The organism is uncultured Martelella sp. (assembly GCF_963677965.2).
Lineage (GTDB): Bacteria > Pseudomonadota > Alphaproteobacteria > Rhizobiales > Rhizobiaceae > Martelella > Martelella mangrovi.
This window is the reverse complement of record NZ_CAXXFM010000001.1, coordinates 1,440,753-1,465,902: the sequence shown is the minus strand read 5'-3', so window position 1 is coordinate 1,465,902 and position 25,150 is coordinate 1,440,753. Positions and strand designations below refer to the sequence as shown.

Genomic DNA, 25,150 nt, shown 5'->3' with positions numbered 1-25,150 from the left:
TGATATGTCCCTGATCAAGGAAATAGATTACGGCACACCGGCTTCGAAATCGGAAGAGACGGTTAGCCTGAAAATCGACGGCTTCGACGTCACGGTTCCTGCGGGAACATCGGTGATGCGTGCGGCCATGGAAACAGGGATCGCCATCCCCAAGCTGTGCTCGACCGACATGGTCGACGCCTTCGGCTCCTGCCGGCTCTGCCTGGTGGAGATCGAGGGACGGCGCGGCACGCCCGCCTCCTGCACCACGCCGGTTGCCGATGGCATGGTGGTTTCGACACAGACCGACAAGCTGAAGACGCTGCGCCGCGGGGTGATGGAGCTTTATATCTCCGACCATCCGCTCGATTGCCTGACCTGTGCTGCCAATGGCGATTGCGAATTGCAGGATATGGCCGGCGCCGTGGGCCTGCGCGATGTGCGCTACGGCTATGACGGCGGCAACCATGTGAAGACGCGCGACGGCGTTGGCGAGGTGAACGCCCGCTACCTGCCGAAGGACGAGAGCAACCCCTATTTCACCTACGACCCGTCGAAATGCATCGTCTGCTCGCGCTGCGTGCGCGCCTGCGAGGAAGTGCAGGGCACGTTCGCGCTGACGATTGAAGGGCGCGGTTTCGAATCCCGCGTGTCGCCCGGCAGTTTCGGCGACGATTTTCTCGGCTCCGAATGCGTGTCCTGCGGCGCCTGCGTTCAGGCCTGCCCGACGGCAACGCTGCAGGAAAAATCGATTTACGATATCGGCCAGCCTGAACATTCCGTCGTCACCACCTGCGCCTATTGCGGCGTTGGCTGTTCGTTCAAGGCGGAGATGCGCGGCGAGGAACTGGTGCGCATGGTGCCCTACAAGGATGGCAAGGCCAATCACGGGCACTCCTGTGTCAAGGGGCGTTTTGCCTATGGCTATGCCAGCCACAAGGACCGTGTCCTGAACCCGATGATCCGCGAAAAGATCACCGACCCCTGGCGCGAGGTTTCGTGGGAGGAGGCGCTCGGCTTCGCCGCGTCCCGGCTGCGCCGGCTTCAGGCGAATTACGGACAGGATTCGATCGGCGTGATCACCTCGTCGCGCTGCACCAATGAAGAGACCTTTCTGGTGCAGAAGCTTGCCCGCGCCGTTTTCGGCAACAACAATACCGATACCTGCGCCCGTGTCTGCCATTCGCCAACCGGCTACGGCCTCGGCCAGACCTTCGGCACCTCGGCGGGAACGCAGGATTTCGACAGCGTCGAAGATGTCGATGTCGCGCTTGTCATCGGCGCCAACCCAACCGACGGACATCCGGTGTTCGCCTCGCGGCTGAAAAAGCGGTTGCGGCAGGGGGCCAAACTCATCGTCATCGACCCGCGCCGCATCGATCTGGTCCGGACGCCGCATGTCGCGGCAAGCCATCATCTGGCGCTGCGCCCGGGCACCAATGTCGCCGTCGTCACCGCGCTTGCGCATGTGATCGTCACCGAGGGGCTTTATGACGAGGCCTTTATCCGCGAGCGCTGCGACTGGGACGAGTTTCAGGATTACGCGGCCTTTGCCGCCGAACCCGCCAACAGCCCGGAAACCGTCGAGGCGCTGACCGGCGTGCCGGCTGACGCGGTTCGCAAGGCCGCACGGCTTTATGCGAAAGGCGGCAATGCGGCGATTTATTACGGCCTTGGCGTTACCGAACATTCGCAAGGGTCAACCACCGTCATCGGCCTTGCCAATCTTGCGATGATGACCGGCAATATCGGTCGCCGCGGCGTCGGCGTGAACCCGCTGCGCGGCCAGAACAATGTGCAGGGCTCCTGCGACATGGGCTCCTTCCCGCACGAACTGCCGGGCTATCGTCACGTCAACAACGCGGATGTCCGCGATATCTTTGAAAAGGCCTGGGGCGTTCCGATCCAGGATGAGCCGGGCTTGCGCATTCCCAACATGCTGGACGCCGCCGTCGATGGCACCTTCAAGGGGCTTTACTGCCAGGGCGAGGACATTCTGCAGTCCGACCCCGATACAAAGCATGTTTCCGCCGGTCTGGCGGCGATGGAATGCGTCATCGTCCATGACATCTTCCTGAACGAAACGGCGAATTACGCCCATGTCTTCCTGCCGGGTTCGACCTTCTTGGAAAAGGACGGCACCTTCACCAATGCCGAACGGCGCATCAACCGGGTACGCAGGGTGATGTCGCCGAAGGCCGGTTATGCCGACTGGGAGGTGACGCAGCTGCTTGCCAATGCGATGGGCGGCAACTGGAATTACACGCATCCCGCCGAGATCATGGCGGAAATCGCCGCGACCACGCCGAGCTTTGCCAATGTCACCTATGAACTCTTGGACGAAGAAGGCTCGGTGCAGTGGCCCTGCAATGACAAGACGCCGGAAGGCACGCCGATCATGCATGTCGACGGTTTCGTGCGCGGCAAGGGGCGCTTCATCCGCACCGATTATGTGGCGACGGATGAGAAGACCGGCCCGCGCTTCCCGCTGCTTTTGACCACCGGGCGTATCCTCAGCCAGTATAATGTCGGCGCGCAGACGCGGCGGACGGAAAATGTCGTCTGGCACGAGGAGGACGTTCTTGAAATCCATCCGCATGACGCCGAGCTTCGCGGCGTGAAAGAGGGCGACTGGGTGAAGCTGCAGAGCCGGTCCGGCGAAACCAGCCTCAGGGCGAAGATCACCGACCGGGTGTCGCCGGGCGTCGTCTATACCACCTTCCACCACCCGGCCACGCAGGCCAATGTCATCACCACGGATTTCTCCGACTGGGCGACGAACTGCCCGGAATACAAGGTGACGGCGGTTCAGGTTTCGCCGTCCAACGGACCGACGGACTGGCAGGAAGAATATGAGAGCTTTTCAAGACAGGCCCGGCGGGTCGAGGCGGCGGAATAAAATGGTCTGCCGCCGGCAAACATGGCGGAGATGTCTTGTGGAGGACATGGCAAATGGCACCTGAAAAGCTCACCTATATGGCAAACCAGATCGCGGCCTTTTTTCGCACCCGCCCGCATGAGGAAGCGGTTGCAGGCGTGGCCGACCACATCAGCAAATTCTGGGAGCCGCGCATGCGCATCCAGCTTTTCGAGATGCTGGAAAACCCCGACAGTGGTTTCGATCCGCTGGTGATAGAAGCCGGCGACCGCATCCGTCCGGTGGTCAAGCACGGCTGAGCGCGCTGCCGCATTACCTGCATCTGCGCGACACATAGAATGTTTTCAATGGCTTGTGTGAGACTGGAGGCCAACGCTCACGCGGGCCTGCCTCGAAGCTAGATGTCTCCTCGCCTGCCGGGGGCTGCTGCATCGGTGGGGGAAGGGGCCGGATGCGGTGTGACGAAACGCCTCCATTTCCTGCGTTAAGGTTCTGCCCACCTATGCCCACCGGGCTCTCGCAATCCTGACCCGATTTCAGGCGTTGGCGTTCTCATCGCAATGGCGAGGTGTTTTGCAGAAACCTGCTGACGGAGAGCGCAGCTGTCGGCACCAAGGATGGTCTACCACTTCTTGCCGAGGCTTGCCGTGATGGTGCGGCTCTGGCCGTAGCCGCAGACGTTCAGCCCCTGGCAACCGGCGACATATTCCTTGTCGAACAGGTTGACGACGTTGATTGCGGCGGTCCAGTCATTCCTCTCATAAGAAACGTTGAGATCGAAGACCGTTGAAGCTGGCACCTTTTCGGTGTTGGCCATGTCGGCCCAGCTTTCGCCCTCGAAGCGAATGCCGCCGCCAAGGCTGAGGCCTTCAAGCGCGCCCTCCGGCACGGTGTAGGTCAGCCATGCTGCAGCCGTCACATTCGGGACCAGGTAGGGCTCGTTGCCGATCAGCGACGGGTCGGCATGGTCCTTGATCTCCTGGCTCTGCCAGGTGAACGAACCGAGCAGCTTCCAGTCGTCATTGAGATTGACCTTGCCCTCGAATTCGACGCCATCGGCATCGACCTGGCCGACCTGGCTGTCGAGGAAGGTCAGCGGGTCTGTGACCGTCCAGTTGTTCTTGGTGATGTGGAAGACCGAGGCGGTGAACAGGCCGTCAAAGGCAAACGGCTGGTACTTCAGCCCGCCTTCCACCTGATAGCCATCTTCCGGCTCGAGCGGCCCATCGATGCTGTTGCCGATCAATGGATTGAAGAAGGTCGAGGCGCTGACATAGGGCGTGATGCCGTTTTCGAATTCGTAAGCCAGGCCCGCGCGGCCGGAGACGGCGTTGTCGTTCGAGCGGTAGGAAACACTGCCGAGGTGATCGTCGAGATCGGTGTGCACATAATCGTAGCGGCCGTTCAGGGTGGCGATGAAGCCGCCGCCGAAACGGATCTGGTCCTGCGCGTAGATGCCGAGCTGCTGCTGGGTCAGCGTCTGATCGAGATAGACGCTGTTGGCCGGCTGCGGCACGCCATGAACCGGGTCGATGACGCTGATCGGCGTAGCGGTCGATGATGCCTGCACACTGTCGAGCTGGTAATATCTGTAGTCCAGGCCGACAAGGATGTCGTGATCGAACATGCCGGTGGTGACATTGCCGTTCAGGCGGTTGTCGGCGGCAAAGCTGTCGACCGTGGTCTTGTGGTTGAAGCCAAGGCGGGTCAGATAGGCGCCATCGGCGGCAGGCTTTGTCAGAAAGCCGGTGCCTGTCGCCGGATCATAGTAGCCATAGGGATAAGGCTGGTTTTCCTTGCGCATGACATGGCCGTAACGCGCATTCGATGTGAAGGTCCAGTCGCTGTCGAAGGTATGCTCGAATTCGTAGCCGACCAGCATCTGCTGGATCAGGCCTTCATCCGTGGATGGCTCGCCGTAATTGGCATCGCGCGGGATACGGCCGAAATATTGCGGCTCGACCGTGCCGTAATAGGGCAGGAAGCCGTTCGAACCGGTGTTCTGGTCGAGCGAGGAATAATAGGCGTAGATGTTGAGCGCGGTCTGATCATCCGCAGACCATGTGATCTGCGGCATCAGAACGCCGCGAAAGTCCTCCGACTGGTCGGCATATTGGTCGCCGCCGGAGACCTTGCCGGTAAAGCGCCAGGAAATGCCGTTGTCTTCGGTCGTACCGTTGGTATCGAGGTCGAGATAGGCATTGCCGAAATTGTTGATGCCGATTTCGCTGTAGGTGAAGTTCTCCGGCTGCGGTCGCTTCGATACCAGATTGACGATGCCACCCGGATTGGAGCCGCCGTAAAGCACTGAGGCCGGGCCCTGCAGCACTTCCACGCGCTCCAGGAATGTCGAATCGATCTGGAAACCGCCGAAACCGTAGGACCACAGGTTCAGGCCGTCGAGATACATGCCGGTCTGGCTTGCATCGAAGCCGCGCACATAGATCCAGTCCGTATCCTGATCGGCGCCGAAGGGCTGGGCGAACACGCCGGCGGTATAGCGCAGCGTTTCATCGACCTTGGCATTTGCGCCGCGGTCGTCCAGTTCATCGCGCCCGATGACCGAAACGAACTGCGGTATCGCGGCAATCGGCGTATCGTTCTTGGAACCGGTCCGCGTTTCGCGCGCGACATAGCCGTCGACCGGGCCGGTTCCATCACCGCCGTCAACTGTGACGTCGACGGGTTCCAGCACAGTGACCGCATCCTGCGCAAGGGCCGGAACGGCCGTTGCCAGTAGAGCCAGGGCGGCACTGGTTTTGAGCAGGAAGACGGGACGGGCGGAAAGGTAAACTCGGGACATGATCGCTGCCGGTACGGTGTTGCGGAGAATTAATGTGAGTCATTAACTCAGGTATAAGGCCGGCGCTTGCACAAATCGGCTCGCAGTAGAACGGATTTGGTTCAAAATGTGGCGCGGTCAGGTCGCCGCCGCAGGGGCGACGCCGTTGGCCGCCCGCCAGCGGGAAGGCGTCATGCCGGTCACGCGGCGGAAACTGCGCGAGAAGTGTGCGGTGTCGGCGAAGCCGGCCTGAACGGCAATCGTCGTGATCGGGATGGTCGGATTTCTGAGTTCATCCTTGATGCGCTCGATCCGGTGGTTCATCTGCCATTGCTGGGGTGAAAGGCCGGTGCTCGCCTTGAACGCGTGGCTGAAATAGGAAGCAGAAAGTCCGATCAGACCTGCCAGCTCCTCCAGCGGAATGCGCCGGGCGGAATGGGCGGCGATGTGTCCTGTCACCTGTCGGACCTGCCAGTCGGCAAGCTTGCTGCGCGGTCGCGGCTCATCCGGCGGCACGCCGAGAAGGCCGACCAGGAGCGCGTTGATGAGCCCGTCGCCATAGAGATCGTGCAGCGGGTTTTCCGCGGCAAGTTCGGCAGCCAGAAGGCCGGCAATCTGGATCAGCCGTTCATCGTTCAGCATGAAGCGCGGCTCGCTCAGCGCGGCCGTGTCAAAACGACTGCCCAGCCTGCGGCTCAGCGTCCCGGCATCAAAGTGAAGGTCGAGGTGGCGCAGTCCTTGTACTGCGGTCAGCTCGGTCTGCATCTCCATGCCGGCGGGGATGAAATGCAGGGCGCGCACGCCGCAATCCGGCAGTTTGCGCCCACCGATTTCCGACATGGTGAAGGCCCCTTGCGGGCCGGACCGCGTTTCAAGCAGAACGAAGATGCGCGGGTCACGGCTGACGTAATAGCCACCCGCCATCGCGCTGCAATCGACATCCCAGAGGTCGGCGACCAGATCGCCGCCAAAACGATGATGCCGGCTGCCGACAACGGAAAATCCCTCAATATCGATTTCCATCCGCGGAAAGTGTTTCACCGAAGAACTATCCAACGTTGCCAGATGCGTCACGTAAAAAACTTGAAAGTAAATATCATCTTTATTATGGAAGCTTCAAGCCGCCCGCCCTGGTTTCAGGATGATCCGATGGACTTTGCCGCCAGTTTAACGCCCCAAATGACGCAAGATGCCGGTTTTCAAACCGAAAACCTGTCGTTTTCTGTCGAAGACAGGCCGCTGCTTTCGGACATCTCCATCCGTTTTCCAAAAGGTTCGGTTTCAGCACTGGTCGGCCACAACGGGTCCGGAAAGTCGACATTGCTGAAGCTTCTCGCGCGTCAGCAAAACCCGTCGGCCGGGCGCGTTCTCTTTGACGGCGGGCCGGTGGAGGCGATTGCAGCGCGCGATTTCGCCCGCAGCGTCGCCTATCTTGCCCAGGATACAGGCGGCGCCACCGGCATGACGGTGCGCGAGCTGGTGGCCTGCGGCCGCTACCCCTGGCATGGCGCCATTGGCCGCTTCAGCGAGACGGACCGCAACAAGGTGGAGGCGGCGCTTGTTATGGCCGGGCTTGCCGCAATGGCGGAGCGGATGGTCGACACGCTTTCCGGCGGAGAACGCCAGCGCGCCTGGATCGCCATGTTGATTGCCCAGGATAGCCGCTGTCTCCTGCTCGACGAGCCGACATCCGCGCTCGACATCGCCCATCAGATCGAGGTGCTGAGCCTCATCAGGAAACTTTCGCACGAAAACGGCCTGTCGGTGATCATCGTCCTGCACGACATCAACATGGCGGCCAGGTTTTCCGATCATCTCTATGCGCTGAAAGCGGGACGGCTTGTGGCCGACGGCGCGCCATCCGTTTTCCTCAATCGCGATACGCTGCGCCAGATTTATGGCGTCGAGATGGATGTCCTGCCCCATCCGAGCCAGTCTGTGCCGCTTGCCTATGTCCGCTGAACCGAAGCGCCGCGCAATCATCAGGCGCCGCACGCTCCTGTCCCTGCTGCCGGCCACCATGCTGGCGCCGGCGTTTTCGTCGCGGGCGGCAACGTCGCGAACGATTGCCTGCCTCGACTATGCCGGCGCTTCGACACTGCTTGCCCTCGGCGTGACACCAGCAGCCGTTGCCTCGCTTGACGGCTGGGCGCAATGGGTCGGCGCGCCGGCCATGCCGGAAGGCGTCGCCGATCTCGGCTCCTCATGGGAAATCAGCTTCGAAGTGCTCGCCGGACTGAAGCCCGACCTGATCCTGACGACGCCGTTCCTCTCCCATCTGACGCCACGGCTTGAGCCCTATGCCCCGGTTCTCAGCCTTGATGTCTACGGACCCTCGGGCGGGCCGGTTCTGGAAAATGCCGCAGCCGCGACGCGCCTTCTTGGCAAGACCGTTGACCGCGCGGGCGAAGCGGAGAGTTTCCTTGAAAAGGCCGAGGCAATCTTCGACGATTGCGCCGAACGGCTCGAAAAACGTGCCTTGCCGCCCGTCGCTGTCATCTCCTTTCTCGATGAGCGCCATGTCCGGGTCTATTCCAGTCCGGGGCTTTATGACGCCGTCCTGAGCCGGCTCGGCCTTGCCAATGCCTGGCAGGGAGAAGCCAATTACTGGGGCTATGAGACCGTCTCCGTCGCCGATCTTGCACGCATAGGCGACCCTTCGACCCGGCTCGTCATCGTCGAGCCGCTGGCCGACGATATTCTTCCGCGCCTTGAGCATAGCCCGCTCTGGCGCGCGCTGCCCTTTGCCGCGCCTGAGCGGCGCGTCGTGCTTCCGCCCGTACTGCTGTTCGGCATGGTCAACGAAGCCGTCCGCTTTGCAACGCTCCTGACCGAGGCCATGGAGGCGCGGGCATGAGCAGGGCACAGTTCGGACCGGCGGGCATCAGCCTTCTTCTCGGTGGTCTCGGCATGGCGATTGCCATCTGGCTGATTGCGGCGCCGGCAGAAAGCCCGGTAGAAAGCGTTGTCGGGGGCAGCTACGATATCGGCCGGATGGTGCTCTGGAACGCCATCCTGCCTCGCATGGCCACCGCACTTGTCTGCGGCGCGGCCCTTGCGCTTTCCGGCGCCATCTTCCAGCAGGTTCTGCGCAATCCGCTTGCCTCGCCGACAACGCTCGGCGTGTCCGCAGGCGGCGGGTTGGCACTGGCGCTTGCCATGCTGTTTGCCCCGGCGCTCCTCGGTTTCGGCCGCGACCTCGTTGCGCTTGCAGGCTCTGCGGCGGCTGCCGGTCTCGTGCTGGTGATCGGCGCGCGACAGAATTTCTCCCCGATTGCGCTGGTGATTGCCGGCCTCATCGTCGGTCTGTGGTGCGGCGCGCTTTCGGCTGTGCTTCTGCTCCTGAACGAGCGCTATCTGGCCGGTCTCTTCATCTGGGGTGCGGGCTCGCTCGCCCAGCAGAGCTGGCAGGTTCCGCTCGTTCTTGCCGTCAAGTTCGCGGTGCTTTCGGGTCTCACCGCCCTTCTGATCCGCCCGCTGACGTTGATCGACCTTGGAGATGCGGGTGCGAAATCGCTCGGCGTCAGTATCAATTTCCTGCGTCTTGCGGCGATGGCGGTTGCCGTGGCGTTTGCCGCGATCGTCACCAGCGCGGTCGGCGTTGTCGGCTTTGTCGGTCTCGTCGCCCCCACGCTCGCCCGCCTGACCGGCGCGCGGCGCCCCGTCGAAATCCTGATCTGGTCCGCCGTCATCGGGGCGGCACTGCTTTTCCTCACAGACAATGCGGTTGCGTGGTTTTCGCAAGGCGGTGGCGGGCTTGTGCCGACCGGCGCGGTCACCGCCGTCTTTGGCGCGCCGCTTCTGATTGCGCTGTTGTCACGCCTCAAGATCCGCCATCGCCGGCCCGAGGCCGCGTTGCGTGCCGAGCCCGGCGCGCGCACCAGGCTTGGCCTTTCCGCCATCATCAGCCTCATGATTGTCGCCCTCGCCCTGTTCATTGGCCGCAACGGAACGGGCGCCTTCACCGTCCTGACGCCCGATCTCTTTGCAGCTATCGCGCCGTTACGCGCGCCGCGGATACTGGTGGCCTTTCTTGCAGGCGCGATGCTGGCGGTTGCCGGCGTCATCCTGCAGCGGCTGACAGGCAACGAGATGGCCAGTCCCGAAATCCTCGGCATCGGCGCCGGTGCAACGCTTGGCGTGACGGCCGGCGTGCTGATCTTTGCGACGCTGCCGCTTGCCGCGCAGTTCGCAACGGCCGCCGCCGGCGCGCTTGCCGTCATCGCCGTCATCTTCCTGCTTGCGGTGCGTTCCGGACTGGCGCCGGAGCGCGTCCTGCTTGGCGGCATTGCCTTGACGGCGCTGGCCGACGCCGTGATCGGCTTTCTCGGCGCAAGCGGCGATCCGCGCGCGCTGTTTCTGATGCGCTGGCTGAGCGGATCGACCTATAGCGCCAACTTTCCGCTGGTTGGCCTTGCCGCACTTGTCCTTGCTCTCATCCTGCCGCTTGCGCTGCTCTTCCGGCGCTGGCTTGTCTTCCTGCCGCTCGGCGATGCCGTGGCCGCAGCGCGCGGCGTCGACGTGACGCGGGCGCGCAGCGTGCTGCTGCTTCTTGCCGGGGTGATGAGTGCCGCCGCGACGCTTTGCGTCGGACCGCTCAGCTTCGTCGGGCTGATGGCACCGCACGCCGCGCGCCTTCTCGGCCTCAGGCGGCCCGCCGACACGATCATCGGCGCGGCGCTTCTGGGCGGCGGACTGATGACGCTTGCCGACTGGGCCGGCCGCATCGTGATCTTTCCCTACGAAATCCCGGCCGGCCTTGCCGCCTCGCTCATCGGCGCACCGTTTCTTGTGATGTTGATGCGCGGGCGGGCAAGAGGCGTGTAGAAGGCGCGCCATACCGCAATAGCGCTCGGCATGCCGGGAAAGCCTATTTTGCCAATTGCTTTGATTTGACCGTGCGCCGGGTCGAATCGCGGATGATCAAGGCCGGTTCCGGGGCCAGGCCTTCGGGGCAGGGCTTGTCTTCGATCATCGCCATCATCTGTTTCATCACGACCTCGCCTGTCATCTGGCTGCAGACGTCCACGGTTGTCAGCGGCGGTGTGACGTATCGGCTTGTCGGAATGTTATCGATGCCGGCGAAGGCGATGTCTTCGGGCACATTGAAGCCGAGCGCGCGCGCCTCACTCATCAGGCCGATCGCGACAAGGTCGTTGCAGCCGATGATGACGTCCGGTCGATCCTGGCACAGCAGAACCCGCGCTGCCGCTCTTTCCCCGGCCTCGCTTGTGGGTTCTTCAACATCAAAGACCTGCAATTCCAGGCCGGCCGGCTCTAAAACCTCCCTGAGGCCCCGCAGGCGTTCAACGTTCCAGGCCGCGCGTGAATAGCCGACATAGCCGAATTTGCTGAACCCCTGCCGAACGAGGAACTGCGCCAGCAGGGATGCAACCTGAACGCTGTCTGTCCCAACCGTCGTGACGTCATCGCGTTCGGGCTGGCCGAGGAAGGCAACCGGCTTGTCGAGTTCGGCCAACCAGTCGGCGACATCCTGGGGAACGCGCGCGCTGACAATCAGTCCGTCGGTGCGCGGGGAAAGGGCGGCAAGCAGCGGCCGGGCTGCCGAAATGCTTTCCTCCATATCCACGACAAGAAGGTTGTAGCCGTTTTCCAGTGCGACGCGATTGGCGCCTTTGACGACATTGGCGTAGTGCGGATTGGCGATATCCATGACGGCAAGCCCGATTGCCGTTGTCCGGCCGGTCACCATCGAGCGGGCGAGCGGATTCTGGCTGTAGCCCAGATCCTGTATTGCGCTGCGCAGCTTGTCTTCCACGGCCTGAGAGAAAGATTGCTGCCTGTTCACATATTTGGAAACGGTTGCAATGGATACGCCGGCCTTTTCGGCAACATCGCGTATTGTCGGTCTTTTCTGGCGGCCCATGCGAGATAAACGCTTTCCTAGTTTTCACATTTCTTTGAGAATGAAGCGGCTTTGCATTCACCTTCAGAGGCAGGGCGCGCTCAAATTGGCGAAAAATACGCTATCTCAGGTCGATTTTGCATTCATTATAGCATTACGGGCAATTTATATCACGCGAAAATTTTAGTTAAACGTTTTCTTGATTCGCTCGAAAAACTGTGCGTATAGTCCCGCCATGCTCATCAGAGCAGACCTGCCGTGGATACGCTTCAGGCAATGTCCGGGAGGCGTGCAGGGATATGAAAACTTTGAGGAGGTTTCCCATGAAGAAAACAGGAGCGCTTGCAGTCCTCGCGCTGGCAAGCACAACACTCGCTTCGGCAGCCCATGCCGCCGATTCACTGGAAGTCTGGATGCGCTACGGCGATGCCGAACGCCCCACGATCGAGCGCATCATCGATGGCTTTACGGCTGAAACGGGCGTCGATGTCGATCTGTTTCTGGCCAATATCGATTTTGAAACGCGCCTCGCGCGGGCAGCGGCAGGCGGAAGCCTCCCGGATCTGATCATCAACGATGCAACGTCCATGGGGCAGCTTCAGGACATGGGCATCGTCAAGCAGATCGACCGGGAATCGATCACCGGCGGCGATCAGCTTTATGATGTGGCCTGGAACAGCGTTCATGCGCCCGACGGCAATTACTACGGCGTTCCGACCTCGGCGCAGGCGTTCGCGGTTTTCATCCGCAAGGACTGGCGCGAAAAACTTGGTTATGACGTGCCGCAAAACTGGGACGAACTTTATAACCTCGCCAAGGCCTTTACCGAAGAAGACCCGGATGGCAACGGCGCCGATGACACCTACGGCTATGTCATGCCGCTTTCGAGCACGCGCGGTTATGCCTCCTGGTTCATGTCCGATCTGATCTGGCAGGCGGGTGGTCAGTTTCTTCAGCCTGAGGGCGATGGCTATGTCTCATCCATGGCAACGCCCGAGGTCGAGGAAGCCGTCGGCTTTGCCCGCAAGATGATCTGCGAAGGTTATGCCCAGCCGGCGGCGATCACATCCACCACCGGTGATGCGACGCCTGTGTTTTCTTCCGGTCAGGCGGGTATCTATCGCTCGGGTCCCTATCATATCGCGGCATTCGTCCGTGAGCCGGGCCGCGACAAGTTCGAGGTTGTGGCGCCGCCGGCCGGGCCTGCCGGGCAGGCAGAGCTTGCCGAGGGCGAAGCGGCATTCGTGATGGTCACCACGGACCACGAGGACGAGGCCAAGCAGTTCATCGAATATCTGATCTCCGAAAAGGGGCAGGAAACCGGTATGGCTGCCGGCACCGGCGACAATGCCATTGTCCGCCTTTCGGTCAACAAGAACGTGGATACCAAAGAGGTTCAGCCCGATCCGGCATGGGCGACCTATGCCGATCTCTACGCTTCTTCCGCACGCTATTTCCCGAGCGTGCCGAACTGGAAGCCGATCCGCCAGGCCGCTGCCGATGGTCTCAACCAGGTGCTTTCGAGCTGTGATTCCGACATCATGGCTGGCCTTGAAAACACCGATGAGGTCATCAACGCGGAACTCGACCTGCAGGGCGTCCTCGCCAAGTAAGGTCTGCTCTGGTCCGGCGCCGCGCCGTTGCCTCCCCTGCGGCGCGGCGCCGGACGACCGGTCGGTGGCCGGCTGAATTCACTACCGTCACAGTTTCGCAATTTCAGGTGCCGGCGCATCGTCTGGCGCTGACCGGTTTTTCCGGCGTCAAGCGGAGGAGCATATGCGGCTTCATTCCAAAAACCTCAGATGGATCGTGCCCTGGCTGTTTCTGGCCCCGGCCCTGATCGTCTTTACCTGGTTCAAGTTCGTCCCCATTGTCAGGGGGCTGATCATGAGCTTTTACAAGGTGAAGTTTATCGGCGCCGATCAGTGGGTCGGACTGGCCAATTTCGAACGCGCTTTTTCCGATAGTGCGCTGCATGCGGCAACGCTGAACACGCTTGTCTATGTCGTTGTCACGACCATTGCCGGCGGCGTGCTCGCCTTTGCCGTTGCGATGGCGCTGGAAGGTCAGGCCCGGCATATCCGGCTGATCCGTACCGCGATCTTCTTCCCGGCCGTGACATCGATTGCCGTTCTCGCCGAAATCTGGCGCATCCTGTTCTATCCGGGCACAACGGGTGTCGTGAACCAGATGCTCGGCGTTTTCGGCGTGGCGCCGCAGGGGTTCATGTCAAATCCGGATCAGGCGCTGTTCGTCGTCATATTGCTGCAGATATGGAAGAACGTGCCTTACAATATGGTGATCTTCATCGCCGGTCTCGCAGGCATCAACCGCGAGCTTTACGATGCTGCCGATGTTGATGGCGCAAGCCCATTGCGCAAGCTCTGGCACGTCACGATCCCCGGTCTCGTGCCCGCCTTTTCCGTTGTGATCATGCTGTCTCTCATCCGTGGTTTCCGCGTCTTCACCGAGATTTACACGACAACCGGTGGCGGCCCCGCCGGCGCGACCGAAGTGATCATGACCAATATCTTCAAAACCGGTTTTGAACGCTTCGACTATGGCTACGCATCCGCCGTTTCCTTCCTGCTGTTCGCCTTCACCGTGTGCCTGACGATCGTGCATGTCACCGTGAAGAACCGCATTGACCGGACGTGAGGGTTCACCAATGAAAATGACAATCCCGCAACGTATCGCCCGTGGTCTGGTCTATGCCTTGCTGCTCATCGTGTTCTGCGGACCTTTCTGGGGGATCGTGGCCACGGCGTTTACGAAGAACACCGTTCAGCCGGGGCAGCTGGTCCTGTGGCCTAGCCAGCCGACGCTCGATCACTTCATCTATGCCTGGACGGAGGTGAGGGTCTGGATCTACCTGTTCAACTCCCTGTTCGTGGTCGTGATCGCGACTGCGCTGCAGACCATCGTCAGCGCGCTGGCCGCCTATGCCCTGGCGCGCAAGAAGTTCCGTGGTGCCGCCATTGTCAGCCTGGCAATCCTTTCGACGATGATGCTGCCGGATGAGGTGATTGCGATCCCGCTCTACCTGATCCTGCACGCCAAACTGCCGATCCTGCATACGTCCATCTACAATACCTATGCGGCGATGATCCTGCCGGTTGTCGGCTGGGCGTTCTCGGTCTTCCTTCTGACGGAGTTCATGAAGGCGATCCCGCGCGATCTCGAGGATGCCGCACGTGTCGACGGGGCCAATGAGCTTCAGATTTTCTGGCGCGTTGTCCTGCCGCTGGTCAAGCCGGCGCTGGGAACGGCAACCATCTTCGGGTTCCTGATGATCTGGGATCAGTATCTGCTGCCGCTGATCGCCGTTGACGACCGCAATCTTTATACCATGCCCGTTGTTCTGCGCTCGCTGCGCGTCGACGAGATCATGCAGCAGAACATCTTTATCGCCGTCACGGTTATCGCCACGGTGCCCTGCATCGTTGTCTACCTCCTGCTTCAGAAACAGTTCAACCGCGGGCTCATGTCCGGCGCGGTCAAGGGCTAAGTGAAAGGTTCAGGTGAGAAAAATGGGTTCAGTAAGCCTTCATAATGTCAACAAGTCCTTCGGCGCAGTCGACGTGATCCATGATGTGTCACTGGATATCGAAGAGGGGGAGTTCTGTGTTCTGATCGGTCCGTCAGGGTCGGGGAAATCGACCTTGCTGCGGATCATTGCCGGGCTTGAGGACGTCACAAGCGGCACGGTTCGGATCGACAACAAGGACGTGACCGACCTGCCGCCCAAGCAGCGGGATATTGCCATGGTGTTCCAGACCTATGCGCTTTATCCGCAGATGACCGTTGCCGAGAATATGGGTTTTGCCCTGAAACTTGCGGGCATGCCGAAAGCGCAGATCGCCGAAAAGGTTCGCCAGACCGCCCAGATGCTTGAGCTTGAGCCACTGCTTCAGCGCCTGCCGAAAGCGCTTTCCGGCGGTCAGCGTCAGCGCGTGTCCATGGGCCGCGCCATCGTTCGCGATCCGTCGGTCTTCCTGTTCGATGAGCCGCTGTCGAACCTCGATGCAAAACTGCGCGTGCAGGTGCGCGGTGAAATCGCCGACCTGCATCGCCGTCTCGGTACGACATCGGTCTACGTCACCCACGATCAGGTCGAGGCCATGACGCTGGGACAGAAGATCGTCGTCCTTCGGGAGGGCCGGGTCGAGCAGGCCGGACCACCGCTGACGCTTTATGATGATCCGGTGAACACCTTCGTGGCCAGCTTCCTGGGCACCCCGTCGATCAATCTGATCGATGCGCATGTGGAAGGCGGGCACGGCGAGGCCGCCGCACGGCTGGCCGACGGCACCCTGCTTTCGCTGGGGGTCGGCCATGACTGCCGTGAGGGGCAGGCGATCCGCTACGGCATCCGCCCCGAGCATGTCAGTATCGTCGCGGGGCATCAGGACAATGGCATCTCCGCCACGATCCACTCTATCGAAAACACCGGTTCAGACATGGTCATCATGTCGGATGCGGAAGGCTATCGCATTACCACGGCCTTCAAGGAACAGCGCCCGCTGGAAACAGGCCAGGCCGTAACGATTATTCCTGATCTTTCCAAGGTGCGTGTCTTCGATGCCGAAAGCGGAAAGCGAATCCGGCGCAGAGAAGACAGCTGAAGCTTCAGCAAATTCTGAAATGACGCGCCGGTGGCTTCACGGTCGCATGCGCATGCCCGAACGGGAAAATTGAAATGTTCAAAGACGCGATGAAAATCGAACGGCTCCTCGAAGGGCTGCAAAAAAACAAAGACTGGAAACCCTTCCCCGGTATCGAGGAGCGGGACCGGTGGAAAGCCGCGGCCGAGGACCCGGACCTCGAAATCCCGGTCGAGGCGATCATCGCGGTTGCCGATACGCTGCTGGACGAGCAGGTCGATCCCCTGACCGGCACCATGTATATGAATTTCATGACCAATGGCGACCGGGTTTTCTACGAGGAAAACTACTTTCGCCGCCGGTATGAGCTCTCTCACCTGGTTATCGCGGAATGCCTCACGGCAAAGGGAACCTATCTTCCGAAGATCATCGACTATCTCTGGGAAATCCTCGGCGAGATCAGCTGGTGTGTGCCGGCGCATAATTTCGCCGGCCAGCACGATATGGTGATGTTCAAGCAGGCCAATCCCTGGAAGGAAGACGATCCGCTGCCGGTGCCGGGTGACGATTATCTTGATCTGTTTGCCTGCGAGACCGCCGCGACGCTGGCCGAAACCTGCTATCTGCTGAAGCATTCATTGCTGGAAACCGTGCCTTCTCTCTATCATCGCATTCACGGTGAAATCGACCGGCGCACGCTGCAGCTTCTGGAAGGTCCGAAGCTTTATGGCTGGTATCTCGGGCGCAACAACTGGACGGCGTGGTGCGCGCATAACCTGTTGCTCGCCGCCTGCTACACGGTTGAGGACGAGCAGCGCCTTGTCAGCCTCGCGCTGAAGCTTATGGTGCCCATGCAGCGCTTCTTTGACACGATCGAACCATCGGGCGCCTGCATCGAAGGGCCGGGCTACTGGGTTGTCAGCGCGGGGCGTCTTGCCGGTTTTGTAAGCCTTGTCGAAGACCGTTTCGGCATTGACCTGAAGGTGCGGGAAAACGAGAAATTCCGTCATTTCGGCGAACATATCCTGCCGCTCAATATCGGCGGAGATCTGTTCGTCAACTTTGCCGACGGCAGCCTGAAACTGGACCTCGATCAGGGACTTCTGAGCCGCTATGCCGGGCTGATCGGCTCCGAGCAGCTTGCAAGCCTTGTCAGCGACGATATCGACCGGCTGGCTGCGCGCAAACGCGCCAATCCGGGCAGAGCCCGAGGCCGGAACGATTATGCCCGCCAGTTTCTCGTCCACCTGACGCGGCTCTTGTTCTGGACCCCGGAAAACCGCAATGCGGCGCCGCGGATCTGCGAAAAAAGCGTTTGGCTGGCCGATATGCAGATGATGATCGCCCGCTCCGATGAACGGCCCGGCACAGGCCTGATGCTCGGTGCGATTGCCGGGAGCAATGATCCGGAGGTCAACCATCATTCGCACAATGATGTCGGGCATTTCAGTGTCTATCTTGACGGCGAGCCGATGATCATCGACCTCGGGCAGGGCGCCTATTCGCGCTCCACCTTTACCGAAACGCGCTATGATATGTGGCACATCAGCTCGAAAGGGCACAATGTTCCCTCAATCAACGGGCAGCTGCAATATGCAGGCGAGGGGGCCGCGGCGCGCGATGTCATCTATGAGCGCGATGGCACCTCGAGTATTCTCAGCCTTGATGCCAGCCCGGCCTATTTCAAGACGCCCGGTGCCGTGCGCATCCAGCGCGAGATCATATTCAGCCACGAGACCGCTGAAATCCGGATCAACGACGACATATCGCTGCGTGAGGACCTGAGAGCGTTTGAACTGCCTCTGCACGTCTCCGACCGGGAGATCGCCGTTCAGGAGGACGGATCATGCCTCATTGCAGGCGAAAAGCGAACGCTCGTCGTCGCGCCGGACAATCTGCGCATCAAGGGTGTGGAGCCGATTGAAATCACAGACCCGCGCCATCTGGAAGTCTGGGGTTCACGTGTCTTCCGAATTCTTTTCGAAGCCGATGATCTCGCCAGAGCCAGTTTCGGTCTGAAAATCAAGGTTCAATGATCAACGGCTCAAAAGGCTGACTGGAGAAAAACATGTTTGTTTACAGCGATGCGGTTGATGTCGAGGACCTGGGCGACGGCGTGAGCCGCAAGATCCTCGCCTACAGCGAAAACGGCATGTCGGTTGAGGTTTCGTTTGAAGAAGGCGCCATCGGCCCGCTTCACCACCACTATCATGAGCAGTTCACCTATGTGCTGTCAGGTGAATTCGAATTCACCATTGGCGATGAAATCCGGGTCGTGAAAGCGGGCGACTTGCTCTACAAGGCCCCCGATGTGCCACATGGCTGCCGGTGCCTGAAGGCCGGCAGGTTGCTCGACACGTTCGTGCCGATGCGTGAGGATTTCATCAAGCCGTCCTGAACAGTCCCGGCCCGGCCATCCGACGTCCTTGCGACGTCATGCTTTGTATTCCCCGTGAGGCATTTTGATGCGTAAAACCGTTTCCTTCAATCAGAACTGGATATTCCATCCCGGTTTCGATCCGGCTTCTGCGGGGCGGCCTCAGGATGGGCAGGCCGTGACGCTGCCGCATAACGCCGTCGATCTGCCGTTCTCCTATCTTGACGAAAAATCCTACTGGAAGGCCTTCACCTATCAGAAGCGCTTCATCGCGGAGCCGGACTGGGAAGGGCAGGCGGTCTCCCTGATTTTCGACGGCGCGATGGCCGACAGTGTTGTCTATCTGAATGGTGTGGAGGTTGCAGCCCATGCCGATGGCTACACGCCGTTTGAGGTTTCCCTGTCCGGCCTGCTGCGCGAGGGGGAAAATCTTCTCACGGTGAAGGTCGACGGGACGGAAAATCCGGCTATTCCGCCATTTGGCGCGCGCGTCGACTATCTGACCTATGCCGGCATCTACCGGGATGTCTGGCTGCAGGTGAAACCCCGGATTGCGATTGCCGGCTGCAAGGTGGAAACGCCGGATGTTCTGGAAGACCGCAAGCGCGCCTGCCTCGCCGTCGAGATCGCCAATCCCGACAATCTCTCCCTTGCCGGTGGGCACATTGAAGCGCAACTTTTGACCGCATCCGGTGATGTTGTCGCAACGACGTCTCAGCCTGTTGCGGGCGACAGGGTGGCGCTTTCTCTCGATGGACTTTCCGGCATCGCCCTCTGGGATGTCGAAAATCCCGTCCTCTATACAATTGCGTTGAAGATGGTCACCGACAGCGGTGAAGATGAAATGCGCGTGCGTTTCGGTTTCAGGTCCGTTGAATTCACGCCGGAAGGGTTTTTCCTGAACGGCCGGCATCTCAAGTTGCGCGGTCTCAACCGGCATCAGTCATTCCCCCATATCGGCTATGCACTTGGCCGTGCGGCCCAGATCCGGGATGCGGACATCCTCAGGCACGAATTGAAACTCAATATCGTTCGAACCTCTCACTATCCGCAGTCGAAATGGTTTCTCGACCGCTGTGATGAAATCGGCCTGCTTGTCTTCGAGGAAATTCCGGGCTGGCAGCATGTGGGCGACGAATCCTGGCAGGCTGCATCGATTGCCAATGTGCGCAGCATGATCCGGCGTGACTGGAACCATCCGTCAATCGTGATCTGGGGGGTCAGGATCAATGAATCCCGCGATGTGCATGATTTCTATGCCGAGACCAACCGGGTTGCCCACGCGCTGGATCAGACGCGGCCGACGACCGGGGTGCGCTGCATCACGGACAGCGAATTGCTGGAAGATGTTTATGCGATGAACGATTTCATCCTCAATATGGAGGAAATCGACGGCCAGCGGCCCCGCACGGCATTGCGTCCGCGTCGGGAAGTGACCGGTCTTGCCCATCCGGTGCCCTATCTCGTGACAGAATATAACGGCCATATGTTCCCGACAAAGGTCTATGATCAGGAACAGAGACAGGCAGAGCATGTGACCCGGCATCTGGATGTTCTGGATGCCGCCTATGGCGATCCCGAAATAGCCGGCGCGATCGGGTGGTGCGCGTTTGACTATAATACGCACAAGGATTTCGGTTCCGGTGACCGGATTTGTCATCACGGCGTGATGGATATGTATCGGGAGCCGAAATTTGCGGCCTATGTCTATGCCAGCCAGTGCGATCCGGACGAGGATGTCGTCCTGAAACCGGTGACCTACTGGACCCGCGGTGAACGCAATCACGGCGGCGTTCTGCCGCTGATCATCCTGACCAATTGCGATGAGGTCGAACTGGATTTTGAAGGCTTTGCGCCACGCCGTTTCCGGCCGGATCGCAATACCTATCCCCATCTTCCCCACGCCCCCGTGATCATACGGCGGGAAGATTACCCCGGCGCGGAGTTCGGGCACTGGGGCATGGGCTGGCAGAACGTTTCCTTCACCGGTTATGTCGATGGCAAGGTCCTGAAGACGGTGCGCTACGTGTCGGACCCGCTTCCTCAAGCGCTTTCCGTCACGCCCGATAGCACCAGCGTTGCCAACGGAGACTGTGTGCGGGTGATGATCCGGGTGCTCGATCAGGTCGGCAACAAGCTTCCGTTTCTGTTCGAACCGGTCTCGGTTCGCATCGAAGGGCCGGCGAAACTCGCGGGACCTTCGCTTTTCTCTCTCAATGGCGGCGCCGCCGGATTCTGGCTGAATGTCACCGGTACGGGAAAGATCACGGCCACGGTTGAGGCGGAAGCACTGGGTAAAACCAGCATTGCCCTGGAAGCTGTCGCTGCCGACGCGCCATCTGTTTAATTCTGGCCGTGCTTCAGTGTGTACGTGGCCGCCACTCGTCCTGATTCTGACGGGGAACATGTCGCCGATATCCGTATCGGAGTTTTCGTGCTGCACACAGAATTTGCCATCTATAGTTGTGTGCGACTACACTGCCGAGGCATGCAGGCTTGTCACGGACAACCGAGTCTTGTCGTGACCGGGTAGCAGATTCGTTGAAACCACGGCAAACACGGCATGATCTCCAGGGAAATTTTCATTTCGGTTGTCTATTCCGAGCCGGCTCCGCTGGTGAAAACCGGATATCTCAATCCGATCCAGACCGGACGGGCGCTTGGCGGACCTGCGATCGAAGGCGCGCTTGGCGATGACACCGGTCGCAACAATTCAAGCGAGGCCGTTTTCTGGAACGGACTGACCGCGCTCTACTGGATGCGGCACAATGTGGATGCGGAACATTATGGCCTGATGCAGTCTCGCAGGCTGCTCGCATTTGCCGAAAAGAAACCGCGCGGCCTGTCATTTGGCGAGGTTACCGCCGCTGAATATGTCAAATATGGCTGGCGCGATGATCTGATCGAAAAGGCCTGTCGGGGCGCCGATATCCTGACGCCGCCCATGCGTCCGCTTCATCTTTCAGGGCTGCCCGACATCGTCATGACGGCGTCGGATTTCTTCGCCCACCAGCATCATGCCGCCGACCTGACCCTGGTTGAGGGGATCGTCAAGGCGCGTGCCCCGCAGATTTATCCCTATCTGGTGCAGGTCCTGACCGGCAGGCGGATCTTTCCCGATTCCATTTCGGTGATGCGCAAACCGTTCTTTCTAGAATATGCCGATTTCCTGATCGATACGCTGGAGACGGCACAGCAGCGCATCGATGTATCCGGCTATGATGCCTTCCAGCAGCGCGTCGGCGGATTTCTGTCGGAATACCTGACCTGCGCCTATGTTGCCTATGCCAAATCCGTGCATGAAGCGAAGGTTCGGGAATTGCCGCTGGCGACGGGCGTGCGGCCGCGCCCTCCCGTTTCGCCGGATCAGGTGCTTTCAAAGGCGCGATCCAGACGCGATCAGGGCGCCGGACCGGTGCAGGACGACGCATCCGCTCGGGGCGATATCAATATTGTGCTTGCGGTTGACGACAATTACGTCCCGCACGCCGCCGTGACCATGCTTTCGGCGCTGAAAACAAGCGCGGTACCGTCGCAGCTGCGGTTTTTCGTGCTGAACGGACACAGTATTTCGCAGACAAACCGTGCGAAGCTCGAGGAGCTGGTGAAAGGGGCGGGCGGGCGTCTCGGCTTCATCGATATCGATGACAGGGACCTGCGCTGGCTGCCGCTTAATCGCGATTACATTTCGATAGCCACCTATTATCGGTTGGTGATGCAGGACTACCTGCCGGCAGACGTCGAAAAGGCGATCTACCTCGATGCAGACACCGTTGTTGTCGAACCGCTGGAAAGGCTATGGGCGATCGATCTTGAGGGGCATCCCGTCGCGGGCGCGCCGGACGATGCCGGCCTGCATCAGGCGCGCCGCCTTCGCCTGGATGCGGCGCATCGCTATTTCAATGCCGGGATCATGGTGTTCGATATCGCCCGCTTCCGGGAAATGGAACTCACAGATGAAATCCTCGCGATTTTCCGCGCGCAGGGACCCTTCATCATCTCGCAGGATCAGGACATCCTCAACATTCTGTTCTGCAACGATACCAAGCTGTTACCGCTTTGCTGGAATGCCGGAACGCGCATCTATCGCTCCAATCCGCTGGAGCCGGCCTATAGTGAAGCGGAGGCCCTTGAGGCGGCCCGGGCACCGGCAATCGTGCATTTTACCGATGCCAAGAAACCCTGGCATACCAAATGCACCCATCCTTTCACGGAACTCTACTGGGATTACCGCAATGAGACGCCTTGGGCCGAAGGTTCAGCACACAAGCTGAAACGCAGGCTGGTCCAGCGGGTGCGGCGCTGGTTGAGGGCGTCCGATCGGCGCTTCGAAAGGCACCTTCGGGCATCCTGATTTCCAGGTGGTTCCGCTTCAGCCGCCGCCCAGAAACTGCAGGATGCCGCCGCGTTTGCGCTCGGCGGGCTGGGGTTGGGCATCGCCGACATTGGCGGGCGGCGTGGCGGTGTTTTTGTCGCCCTTGCCGAGACGCCCGAGCAGTTCGACGAGCGTTTTCGGCTCGCCGTTATCCGGCGCGGCCGGTGCGGATTTCGGCCGCGGGTCGATCAGCCTGCCGCCGCCGTAAAGCGGTTGCGGTTTGAGGCCGTGATGGGCCTTTGCCATGAAATCGTGCCAGATATTGGCCGGAAGCTTGCCGCCGGTCACATTCTTCATCGGTGAATTGTCGTCATTGCCGACCCACACACCGGTGGTCAGGTTGGCGGTGAAACCAACGAACAGCGCGTCGCGGGACGATTGCGTGGTGCCGGTCTTGCCGGCGACCTGCCAGCCCGGGATTTGCGCCGCACCGCCGGTGCCCTCGGTCACTACCCGCATCAGCATGCCGTTCATGTTGGCGGCAATCTGCGGGGAGAGCACGCGCGGCGGGTTGGCGTGATCGACCTGATAAAGCCGCTGTCCGCCGGTGGTTTCAACCCGCTCGATCACATAGGGCGTCGCCTTGAAACCGCCATTCATGAAGGCGGTATAGGCACCCGTCAGCTCGATGAGCGAGACTTCCGAGGTTCCAAGCGCAAGCGAGGCATTGGCGGTGATGTCGGAGGTGATGCCGAGCCGGTGGGCAAGGCTGACCACCTGTCCGGGGCTTGCCTCCATCACAAGCTGGGCGGCGATGGTGTTGACCGAATGGGCCAGCGCCTTCGTCAGCGTCATCGGGCCGGAATAGGTCTTTTCGTAGTTTTCCGGGGTCCAGTTGTCGATGGTGATCGGCGCGTCATTGCGGACCGAACCCGGCCGGTCGCCGATTTCAAGCGCCGTGGCGTAGACGAACGGCTTGAAGGCCGAACCCGGCTGGCGTTTGGCGGTCACGGCGCGGTTGAACTGGCTCTTGGAATAGTCGCGCCCGCCGACGAGCGCCCTGACGGCGCCGGTCGCGTCAACGGCAACCAGTGCGCCCTGTTCCACACGGTCCTTCCGGCCGTTGGCATCAAGTGCGGCCTGAAGGCTTTGCTCGGCGTTCCGCTCAAGACCGGGGTCGATGGTGGTGTGGACGACGATATCGGTGTCAACCTCGCCGACAATCGGTTTGAGACGCTGCATCACCATGTCGGCAACATAATTTTCCGCGCCCGACCAGTAGCTTGGTGCGCGCGTCGGTTCACGCGCCATGGCGGTTGCCATGTCGCTGTCATCGATCATGTTCTGGTCATGCATCGCGCCGAGCACCACCTGCGCGCGGGCTTCGGCCGCTTCGGGGTCGCGGGCAGGCGAGAGCCGTGAAGGGGCTTTCAGAAGGCCGGCCAGAAGGGCGGCTTCGCCCAGCGTCACGTCGCGCGCGGACTTGTTGAAATAACGTTGCGAGGCTGCTTCCACGCCATAGGCGCCGGACCCGAAATAGACCCGGTTCAGATACATCGCGAGGATCTGGTCCTTGGTATATTTGTGCTCCAGCCACAGCGCCATCAGCGCTTCCTGCACCTTGCGTTCCAGCGTGCGGGCGTGGGAGAGCAGCACATTCTTGGCCAGTTGCTGGGTCAGCGTCGAGCCGCCCTGCACCATGCCGCCATGGGCAACATTGGTGATCATCGCGCGGGTGATGCCGATGGGATCGACGCCGAAATGGGAATAGAAGCGCCGGTCCTCGATGGCGACCACGGCCATCGGGATATAGGGCGACATTTCGTCGATCGACAGCGCTTCGCCGCCGGTGGCACCGCGATTGGCGATCAGCGAGCCGTCGGTGGCGACGATCTTGACGTTCGGCGCACGATCGGGAACCGCCCATTCATCGACCGGCGGCAGTTTGGCGCCATAATAGATGATGATGCCGACAACGGCGATCGCGCCCCAGACGGCGGCCACCATGCCCCAGTAGAAGATGAAGCGCAGAAGCCTGAACAGCGGATTGGACGAACGGGCCTGTGCCTTTTTTTTCTTCTTGCCCTTTTTCTTTCGGGCAGGCGCGGGGCTTCCCCCGCCGCCCATGCCGAAGAGGGTGGGTTCTGTTCTTTTGCGATTGTTCTTTTTCTTCGCCATGGCGATGCGGCCGGCACCTTCCGTTATCGTCATCAAGTCTAGCGGGGCGTCTTTAAGGTGGTATTAAGACGCGAACGTGTCCGCCGCCCCGAAGCCGGAGATAACCGGCTTCAGGGTTAACGGGGGATGAACGAAGACCCCGTCTCGAAAAGATGAGACGATTGTCCAGGT

General features: G+C 60.6%; 17 protein-coding genes. 13 read left to right on the top strand and 4 right to left on the bottom strand.

Annotation, left to right across the window (positions count from 1 at the left end; translation table 11 throughout):
- The first annotated feature begins 4 nt into the window (after positions 1-4).
- Positions 5-2,878, top strand: coding sequence for a formate dehydrogenase subunit alpha (fdhF, locus tag ACHZCU_RS06935; protein ID WP_319518188.1), 2,874 nt, complete (start codon positions 5-7; stop codon positions 2,876-2,878).
- Positions 2,879-2,931: 53 nt separating this feature from the next.
- A complete protein-coding gene (locus ACHZCU_RS06930) occupies positions 2,932-3,156 on the top strand; it encodes a formate dehydrogenase subunit delta (protein WP_319518187.1) in 225 nt (74 codons plus the stop codon).
- Between the two features lie 323 nt (positions 3,157-3,479).
- On the opposite strand, the gene ACHZCU_RS06925 is transcribed toward ACHZCU_RS06930, so the two are convergent.
- Positions 3,480-5,660 carry a TonB-dependent siderophore receptor gene (locus ACHZCU_RS06925; RefSeq protein ID WP_319518186.1) on the bottom strand — a complete coding sequence of 727 codons (2,181 nt, stop codon included), beginning with the start codon at positions 5,658-5,660 and terminating at the stop codon, positions 3,480-3,482.
- Between the two features lie 117 nt (positions 5,661-5,777).
- A complete protein-coding gene (locus ACHZCU_RS06920) occupies positions 5,778-6,680 on the bottom strand; it encodes an AraC family transcriptional regulator (RefSeq protein ID WP_319518185.1) in 903 nt (300 codons plus the stop codon).
- Between the two features lie 138 nt (positions 6,681-6,818).
- Between ACHZCU_RS06920 and ACHZCU_RS06915 the strand changes: the two genes are divergently transcribed.
- The 3 genes from ACHZCU_RS06915 to fhuB are packed head-to-tail and all read left to right on the top strand — an operon-like array spanning position 6,819 to position 10,466.
- Complete coding sequence (locus tag ACHZCU_RS06915) at positions 6,819-7,601, top strand: ATP-binding cassette domain-containing protein (protein ID WP_319518184.1); 783 nt, start codon at positions 6,819-6,821, stop codon at positions 7,599-7,601.
- The gene (locus tag ACHZCU_RS06910) at positions 7,591-8,496 is read left to right on the top strand and encodes an iron-siderophore ABC transporter substrate-binding protein (protein ID WP_319518183.1); all 906 of its coding nucleotides are present in this window, start codon (positions 7,591-7,593) and stop codon (positions 8,494-8,496) included. The genes ACHZCU_RS06915 and ACHZCU_RS06910 overlap by 11 nt, the downstream gene beginning before the upstream one ends.
- Positions 8,493-10,466 (top strand): Fe(3+)-hydroxamate ABC transporter permease FhuB, encoded by a 1,974-nt coding sequence (gene fhuB, locus ACHZCU_RS06905; RefSeq protein WP_319518182.1) that lies wholly within the window; start codon positions 8,493-8,495, stop codon positions 10,464-10,466. Before ACHZCU_RS06910 ends, fhuB begins: the two co-directional genes overlap by 4 nt.
- Before the next feature lie 43 nt (positions 10,467-10,509).
- Here fhuB and ACHZCU_RS06900 read toward each other — a convergent pair whose 3' ends face one another.
- A complete protein-coding gene (locus tag ACHZCU_RS06900) occupies positions 10,510-11,526 on the bottom strand; it encodes a LacI family DNA-binding transcriptional regulator (RefSeq protein ID WP_319518181.1) in 1,017 nt (338 codons plus the stop codon).
- 302 nt (positions 11,527-11,828) lie between these two features.
- On the opposite strand from ACHZCU_RS06900, the gene ACHZCU_RS06895 reads away from it, so the two are divergent.
- From ACHZCU_RS06895 to ACHZCU_RS06860, 8 genes are all read left to right on the top strand, one after another.
- Positions 11,829-13,118, top strand: coding sequence for a sugar ABC transporter substrate-binding protein (locus tag ACHZCU_RS06895; RefSeq protein WP_319518180.1), 1,290 nt, complete (start codon positions 11,829-11,831; stop codon positions 13,116-13,118).
- 163 nt (positions 13,119-13,281) lie between these two features.
- The gene (locus ACHZCU_RS06890; protein ID WP_106307218.1) at positions 13,282-14,163 is read left to right on the top strand and encodes a carbohydrate ABC transporter permease; all 882 of its coding nucleotides are present in this window, start codon (positions 13,282-13,284) and stop codon (positions 14,161-14,163) included.
- Positions 14,164-14,173: 10 nt separating this feature from the next.
- Positions 14,174-15,013, top strand: a complete 840-nt coding sequence (locus ACHZCU_RS06885) for a carbohydrate ABC transporter permease (protein WP_319518179.1) — start codon at positions 14,174-14,176, stop codon at positions 15,011-15,013.
- A gap of 22 nt (positions 15,014-15,035) precedes the next feature.
- Positions 15,036-16,130 carry a sn-glycerol-3-phosphate ABC transporter ATP-binding protein UgpC gene (locus ACHZCU_RS06880; protein ID WP_319518178.1) on the top strand — a complete coding sequence of 365 codons (1,095 nt, stop codon included), beginning with the start codon at positions 15,036-15,038 and terminating at the stop codon, positions 16,128-16,130.
- Between the two features lie 74 nt (positions 16,131-16,204).
- The gene (locus ACHZCU_RS06875) at positions 16,205-18,145 is read left to right on the top strand and encodes a heparinase II/III family protein (RefSeq protein WP_319518177.1); all 1,941 of its coding nucleotides are present in this window, start codon (positions 16,205-16,207) and stop codon (positions 18,143-18,145) included.
- 32 nt (positions 18,146-18,177) lie between these two features.
- Positions 18,178-18,507, top strand: a complete 330-nt coding sequence (locus ACHZCU_RS06870) for a cupin domain-containing protein (RefSeq protein ID WP_319518176.1) — start codon at positions 18,178-18,180, stop codon at positions 18,505-18,507.
- A gap of 67 nt (positions 18,508-18,574) precedes the next feature.
- Entirely contained in the window at positions 18,575-20,833 is a 2,259-nt protein-coding gene (locus ACHZCU_RS06865) for a glycoside hydrolase family 2 TIM barrel-domain containing protein (RefSeq protein WP_319518175.1), read from the top strand.
- 216 nt (positions 20,834-21,049) lie between these two features.
- Positions 21,050-22,840 carry a glycosyltransferase gene (locus ACHZCU_RS06860; protein ID WP_319518174.1) on the top strand — a complete coding sequence of 597 codons (1,791 nt, stop codon included), beginning with the start codon at positions 21,050-21,052 and terminating at the stop codon, positions 22,838-22,840.
- A gap of 18 nt (positions 22,841-22,858) precedes the next feature.
- Here the strand turns inward: ACHZCU_RS06860 and ACHZCU_RS06855 are convergent, their stop codons facing one another.
- Positions 22,859-24,979 (bottom strand): transglycosylase domain-containing protein, encoded by a 2,121-nt coding sequence (locus ACHZCU_RS06855; RefSeq protein WP_319519757.1) that lies wholly within the window; start codon positions 24,977-24,979, stop codon positions 22,859-22,861.
- Between the last annotated feature and the right edge of the window lie 171 nt (positions 24,980-25,150).